The following is a 6,862-nucleotide window of genomic DNA, read 5'->3' on the forward strand; positions in this document are numbered from 1 at the left end:
GGGTTTGGGTCGGGAAAAAAAAGGAATTTTGATGCTCCTCGCTTTGGAGATTTTCATTTCCCCTATCAAATCCTCTTGAAAATTTATCCTAACTCTAAGCTAGTCACACCAAAAATATTTTTCCAATCAATATTTGGTTCTTGAACAGAATACATTCTGGCACATTCAAAAACACATTGCATTTGATAATCTTCAACTAAATTAATAGCCTCTTGATTAATATCAGGAACATCAATATAAACATTTTGATTGTCGGAATAACTGCACAAAGCCAAAAATAATTTTTCTCCTATTTCTTGATTTTCGGCAAATATAGGAGCTATTCTATATCCTTCCTTGGCTTTTCTAATCACCCCATAACCAACTAAATTTTCCTCATTAATTATTCCATAACTTTTACCATTTGATTGATTAATCCATGCTTTAAGAAAATTAGGACGTTCGGCAGGAAAATAAAGGCGATCGTAACTACAAAGTTGCTCAAAATTGATAGTATTTAATTCTTGAATATCTGGAGATATTTCCCCAGGAATTATTCCTCGATAACGGAGATGACTATGAGAAGTTTCAAAGCCAAATAATTTATGGTAAGTATTAACTTTTTTTTAAACAGCATCTATAGCAGCAGGTCGATTATTAATTAACTTGAAAGCTTCCTGCAAAGTTTTTAAGGCAAATCCTTTTTTTATCCATTCAGGTTTGACAATAAAAAGACCAATAAAACTAAAATTTTGACTATATCTAACTGCAGAAATAGAACTTATTGCTTCTCCGTTTAATTCTCCAATTAGAAAACCTTGAAGATCTGCTAAATAATAATTATTGGCATCATCAAGTCCGGGGTTCCATCCTTCATCAGTAGCCCAACTTAGAGCTAATTTTAAGTCAGTTAGAGTCATTGGACGGACTACAAAATTATCTTGGTTAATGTTCATTTTCAAGTATATTTATATTTAACTAAAAATCAAAATATATAATTTTTTGTAATATCAAGTAACATTAATTAACCCCAGTGTAGGGACGTTGCATAAGGGCGTCCCTAGGAGGTTGGGGAAAGATTATTTATTACAGTTATTTAATGAGAGATGATATAACCATTCAGCTATTAGGGATTAGCCTTCAACTTTTTAACGAATTAAACAAGCATTGGTTTAACTTCTTCTACTAAATTTTCAACTAGAGAGTTAATGAAACTTATAGCTGACCGTTGAATTTTTATCCTGAATCTATTGTTTATTCTTGATTATTCATATTCAATATGTAAATGCTATAGCAGGGAACACTTAACTGGGGGAAAAACATTTTCTAGTCTAAGATTTATCATCAGTTTATGTCCTAATCAACTCTTTCTTAGCTATATCAGGATTTACGAATCCCAAAGAATAAATCGGGTTGATTGCCCTAATTCTTGTTTTTCATATCAATAAGAATCTACACATAATTATTTACACAAACAATACCTATAGAGCAAGTATTTTACTCTCTAAAATGTGTAATTAATTTTGTTTATCTGCTTATATATCAGACTACTTTTGCAAATTTTCTAGACTAAATTGACTAACAATAAATGATTGAATTTGTATTGCTGAATGCTTACTTTATGACTACCAATATTGATTAAACTTTAAAGAACCAATTTCGACGATACATTAAATCAGAAATTCCCCACCAAAATAATACATTTACAATAGCAAAAATCAAAGAACCATTCAATGAACCTGCCCAAGATTGGAAAAATTGTTCATATATCCAACTTTTGATATTAGGGGCATTTTCTCCACTACCAATATTGTTATAAATCATTAGTCTTGCTAAAAATCCAGAGCCAACAAATATAAATATGGCATTTAATCCCATCACTTCAAATGGATGTCCCCATTTATGCCAACCTCGAACTTTGATCGCCTCATAACAAATAGCTAATAATACCAATGCCCATCCAGCAGTAAATATCACATAGGAACTTGTCCATAAAGCTTTATTGATCGGAAAAAATAGTCCCCACAAATACCCGACTACTAAACAGCTTAGACCGGAAATTACTAGATTTATGCTGGTGCGACTTTTGATTGGTTGATGTTTCAGCCATTCTCCTGTAAAGTAGCCAATCAAAACAGTTACTATGGTAGGTAAGGTACTAAATAGTCCTTCTGGGTCGTATGGTTTGCCTGCCCACAAATGTTGTTGGGTGAGGATGAGGCGATCGATATAGGCACCAAGATTTCCTTCTGGGGAAAGGTTGCCAATGCCATGAACAGGAACGGGTATTAATTGCATGGCTATTGAGTATCCAATTAATAGGGTAGTGGCAAGTCCATAAAGTTGTTTTCTGGAAAAGTTAAGGATGAGTATTGCTGCGAGGAGGTAGGCTAAACTAATACGTTGTAATACTCCCATGATCCTAATAGTAGCTAAGTTGTAATTGGGAAAGCCATTTAATAGTAAACCTAAGAGGAGAAGTATTAGAAATCTCCGGAAAATTCTTTGGTAAATTTGTGGAGTAGGTTGATTTTTATCGGTGTATTTTGACAGGGAAAAAGTCATAGCTACACCCATAATAAATAAGAAGAAGGGAAATATTAAATCTGTGGGAGTGCAACCATGCCATTTTGCATGAAGTAAGGGAGGATAAACATAATTCCAACTGCCTGGATTATTAACAAGAATCATACTAGCAATTGTGATGCCACGAAATACGTCGAGAGATTTTAAGCGCATTTGGATAATGGATAGTTGATAATTAATTCCAGAGCTTTAAAGTTTCTGCTTACCAATGGATAATTGATAATTAGGGTTTGCTGAAAAAGTCTTTTTGGTAGGAGTAGGAGTCAGGAGTCAGAAGTCAGGAGTCAGGAGGAATGGGGAATTTAAAGGAGGCAGGAGGAAGAATTATCCCTTTATTTTTCTGCCACACTCAGCCCAAAATCCTAAATTTATGCAGCTCTTCATACCGAAAACCTTGTACTTTTTTTCGACTTAAAAAGGCTAAAACGATTATCTGTCAATATTTGTAGATTTAATCAGCAAGCCGTAATTAGAGATAGTTTTTATTATCTACTATCCATCAATTATTCATTAATAAGATTTCCGTAATTTATTTAATAACCTCGGTTTTAAGCCGAGGTTATTAATAATTCATAATTCATAAGAGATATAGCAATCTTATTTTATTAGTCTCAAAAATCTTCCTACTATATTGGGAATAATTTGGGAGGCAATGATCGATAGGTAAGAGTTTTGGAGTTGATTTGTAATTTTTGAATTGTGACAAAATAAGAACCGATTGCTATAATTTTCATTATCAATTATCCATTATCAATTATCCATTATTAATTTGAGGTAGTTCTTTGTCATATAAATCAAACTCCTGTGGTGTTCCATTCAAGTCAGAGATAAATTTTTTATATAACTCTTGATTGCCATTTTCTACATCCCAGACTTCATCCACCCAGGTAAGCAAAAAAGCTTCGGTTTGACTAATTTCACCATCATCTTTTGTAAAAGATCCCTTACGCAATCTTTCTCTCACGCGATCGCTACTAGAGAGGAGATGGTCTAAAATATCTTTGGATACAAAATCTAACTTATTTTCCATCTGTGGGTAAACTTCAAGAACTTCTTTGATTAGGAGGTCGAATACTTCTTTGTGAGTAATTTTTGCCATGATTAGGAAAGTTTTTAATTAGTTTTGTTTAAGATAAGTTTTTTGGGGAGGCTTTCCCTATATCTTTGTCTTTTTTTAAGATTCAACTATCATTGATATTCAGTAACTATTATATTTTTTTATTGAGATAGTTTTAAGTTTTCATATTGCTAGATCAGGAGGTTGATTTTAACAAAATAAAGGATAATTTAGTAACTAATATAAAAAGATTTTAGTTAATAATGATAGTTTAATAATTCTTTTTTTGAGTAGGCAGATTGAATTATAGCTAGCAATAAAATAGACATCTCCAGAAAATAGGGAGTAGGGAGTAGGGGAAAATCATCTAGTACAATAATTTATTTTATTTTTTATTATTTGGAGATGTCTAATAGATATTGAATGACAGGTAGAAATTATCTAACCATAAAGTCCACACTTAGAAATGATAATTCTATTGATAAACTCGGGATGAGGAGTAATGGATTTTTTGTCCATCCATTCAAAAACATCTTGATTATTTTTAGAGCTATTACACTTAATACAAGCAGGAACTACATTACCTGGTGTAGTTTGCCCCCCTTTAGATATAGGAATAATATGATCCCAAGTATTAGCTGGTTTGAGACAATAGGCACATTTTCCCTCAAATATTTCCATCAAGAACTTTTGTCCTTCATAATAGTAAGCATTCAGCCGTCAGCTATCAGCCATTAGCTATTACTTTTTTGTTGCTTTTTTTTAGATAGAAACTCTATTTATACCCCACTCTTGAGGAGGCCAGAGTTAACATTTTACAAAAGCGAGTCTTATTACTGGGAGCTGACAGCTAATAGCTGAATGCTTATACCTAATATTAGTACAAGGATAGAAAGATGAACCGAGAAAAAAGAAGAAAAGCAGCTAAAAATAAAAGTCAAAAACTACTAAACAATAATCTCCCAGAAAATGCTTTATCCTATGCTTTATCTTTTCACAAAGGCGGGCAATTGCAAGAGGCAAAAGTTATCTATGAAAAAATTATTCAGTCGGAACCAAATAATTCTCAGGTATTAAATTATCTGGGCGTACTTAAAGCACAAATGGGAGATAATAACAACGCCATAAATTTAATAAATCAAGCTGTTAATCTAGAACCATTAAATTTTGCCTACCTCAATAATCTTGGCAATACTTATCGCGCTGCTCAACAATTGGATAATGCTATTGACTCTTATCAACGAGCAATTAAACTCAATCAAAAATCTGCTGACTCTCACCTAAATTTGGGAATTGCTTTGACAGAAAAAGGAATCATAGAAGAAGCGATCGCTTCCTTGGAAAAGGCTTTAAGTATTAATCCAAATCATCCGCGAGTTAATATGACTTTGGGGGATATATTTCAAACTCAAGGAAAGTTAGATGAGGCAATATCTTCTTACATAAAAGCTATTTCTATAGTTCCTAATAATTTTGATGCTTTATCATCTTTAGGTATGGCATTTTATCGCCGTGGCAACCTGAAAGAATCACAAAAAGCTTATCAAGAAGCATTAGAAATTAATCCTCATTCCACAGAATGTTTGACTAATATTGCTGCTACTTTTTATGAGCAGGGAAGAGTTGATGTAGCTGAAGCTTGTTATCAAGCTGTTGTTGATTTAATTCCTACTTCTGGTGATGCTCATATAAATTTGGGTTTTCTGTTAAATCAACAGGAAAAACATGAGGAAGCAATTAAATGTTATAAGGCAGCATTGGAGCAGGATAAAAATTCTGTTAATGCTATGGCAGGTTTAGCAGAAATTCTAGGGAAAAAATCTGAGTGGGAAGAAGCAGTTAAGCTATATCAGAAAATTATTAAACTTAATTCTAATTCTGCTGATGCTTATGCACAATTAGGAATAGCTTTGCGAGAAATAGGTAAATCTGAAGTAGCGATCGCTAAATTTGAAAAAGCTATAAATATTAATCATAGACATATTAAAGCTTATGCTCATTTGGGTTTAGCTTTGCAAGATGTAGGTAAAAAATTTGAAACTGAGTCAATTTTTGACTGTTCGGAATTAGTGGCTAAATACCAGTTTGTAGATGTAGAAGGATGGGAGAATTTGGCAACTTATAATAGTGACTTAAAAGATTACATTGTTCGACATCCTACTCTTTTAAAAGATCGACCAGGCAAACCAATAAATAGAGGTAGTCAAATCTACGAAATTTTTACAGATAATAATCCTGTAATGACTGCTTTGAGCAAAAAAATTAATAGTTCTCTCCATGATTATTTTAGTCGTTTTACTGATAAGTCTAATTATCAATTTTTCCAGAATTTACCCTCAGACTGGAAGTTAAGTGGTTGGGCAGTTGTTTTAGAATCAGAAGGATTTCAAAATTCTCATATTCACCCTGAAAGTTATTGCAGTGGCGTTTATTATATTCAAGTTCCGAATACTATAAAAGAAAATAGTTCTGGAGCAGGTTACTTAAATTTTGGAACTTCTTTTATCCCAGAGTTATAAATGGAAAATCCAGATAAATATAAGATTCAACCACAAGCAGGATTATTAGTAATTTTTCCATCTTATTTTTGGCATTCGACTATTCCATTTACTGGAGAGAGCGAGAGAATTTGCATTTCATTTAATATGATTCCCATGGATAATGGATAATGGATAATGGATAATTGATAATGGATATTAGATAAATTTGGCTTTTGCTGGAGAGTGAAACGGGAAAAATTAGGTGGGTAAAATTATCTGAGGTTTGGCTAAATACTAATCATCTGTTCAAGGAAGGTTTCCAGATAAATCAATTTTTCTGATTATCCTAAGCTAATAATTCTGGGGAAAGTTTGGGAAATTTTGCCGCTTGGTTTGTCTGAGAATTAGACGTCAGAGAAATTTCTCTTTTGCTCGAAATTTAGGTGGTAAAAATCAAAGGAATAAAATTCTCAAAAGTTTGCCTAAATATTGGTTGTCTGTTAGCCGGAATTTTCCACGGCACTCAATTTTTCTGATTATCCTCAGCTAATAATTCTGGGGAAAGTTTGGGAAATTTTGCCGCTTGGTTTGTCTGAGAATTAGAGTGATAAAAATTTCTCTTTTGCTCGAAAGTTAGGTGGTAAAAATCAGGGAGATAAAATTCTCAAAAGTTTGCCTAAATATTGGTTGTCTGTTAGCCGGAATTTTCCACGACACTCAATTTTTCTGATTATCCTCAGCTAATAATTCTGGGGAAAGT

At 32.8% G+C, this 6,862-nt stretch carries 5 protein-coding genes and 1 pseudogene; 1 reads left to right on the top strand and 5 read right to left on the bottom strand.

Annotated elements, in window-relative coordinates:
- Positions 1–83 precede the first annotated feature (83 nt).
- The 5 genes from F6K22_RS26090 to F6K22_RS26110 form a co-directional block, all read right to left on the bottom strand.
- Positions 84–536, bottom strand: coding sequence for a GNAT family N-acetyltransferase (locus F6K22_RS26090; RefSeq protein ID WP_363274451.1), 453 nt, complete (start codon positions 534–536; stop codon positions 84–86).
- Positions 537–605: 69 nt separating this feature from the next.
- Positions 606–935 carry a hypothetical protein gene (locus tag F6K22_RS26095; protein WP_293104744.1) on the bottom strand — a complete coding sequence of 110 codons (330 nt, stop codon included), beginning with the start codon at positions 933–935 and terminating at the stop codon, positions 606–608.
- Between the two features lie 682 nt (positions 936–1,617).
- The gene (locus F6K22_RS26100; protein WP_293104747.1) at positions 1,618–2,718 is read right to left on the bottom strand and encodes an acyltransferase family protein; all 1,101 of its coding nucleotides are present in this window, start codon (positions 2,716–2,718) and stop codon (positions 1,618–1,620) included.
- Positions 2,719–3,319: 601 nt separating this feature from the next.
- On the bottom strand, positions 3,320–3,664 hold the full coding sequence (locus tag F6K22_RS26105) for a hypothetical protein (protein ID WP_293104750.1): 345 nt from the start codon (positions 3,662–3,664) through the stop codon (positions 3,320–3,322).
- A 399-nt stretch (positions 3,665–4,063) separates the two neighbouring features.
- Positions 4,064–4,303: an HNH endonuclease gene (locus F6K22_RS26110; protein WP_293104753.1), complete on the bottom strand. Its 240-nt coding sequence runs from the start codon at positions 4,301–4,303 to the stop codon at positions 4,064–4,066.
- A 215-nt stretch (positions 4,304–4,518) separates the two neighbouring features.
- Between F6K22_RS26110 and F6K22_RS26115 the strand changes: the two are divergent.
- Positions 4,519–6,291: pseudogene (locus F6K22_RS26115) on the top strand (tetratricopeptide repeat protein).
- The last annotated feature ends 571 nt before the right edge of the window (positions 6,292–6,862 follow it).

The sequence above is a fragment of the Okeania sp. SIO2F4 genome, assembly GCF_010672385.1.
Lineage (GTDB): Bacteria > Cyanobacteriota > Cyanobacteriia > Cyanobacteriales > Microcoleaceae > Trichodesmium.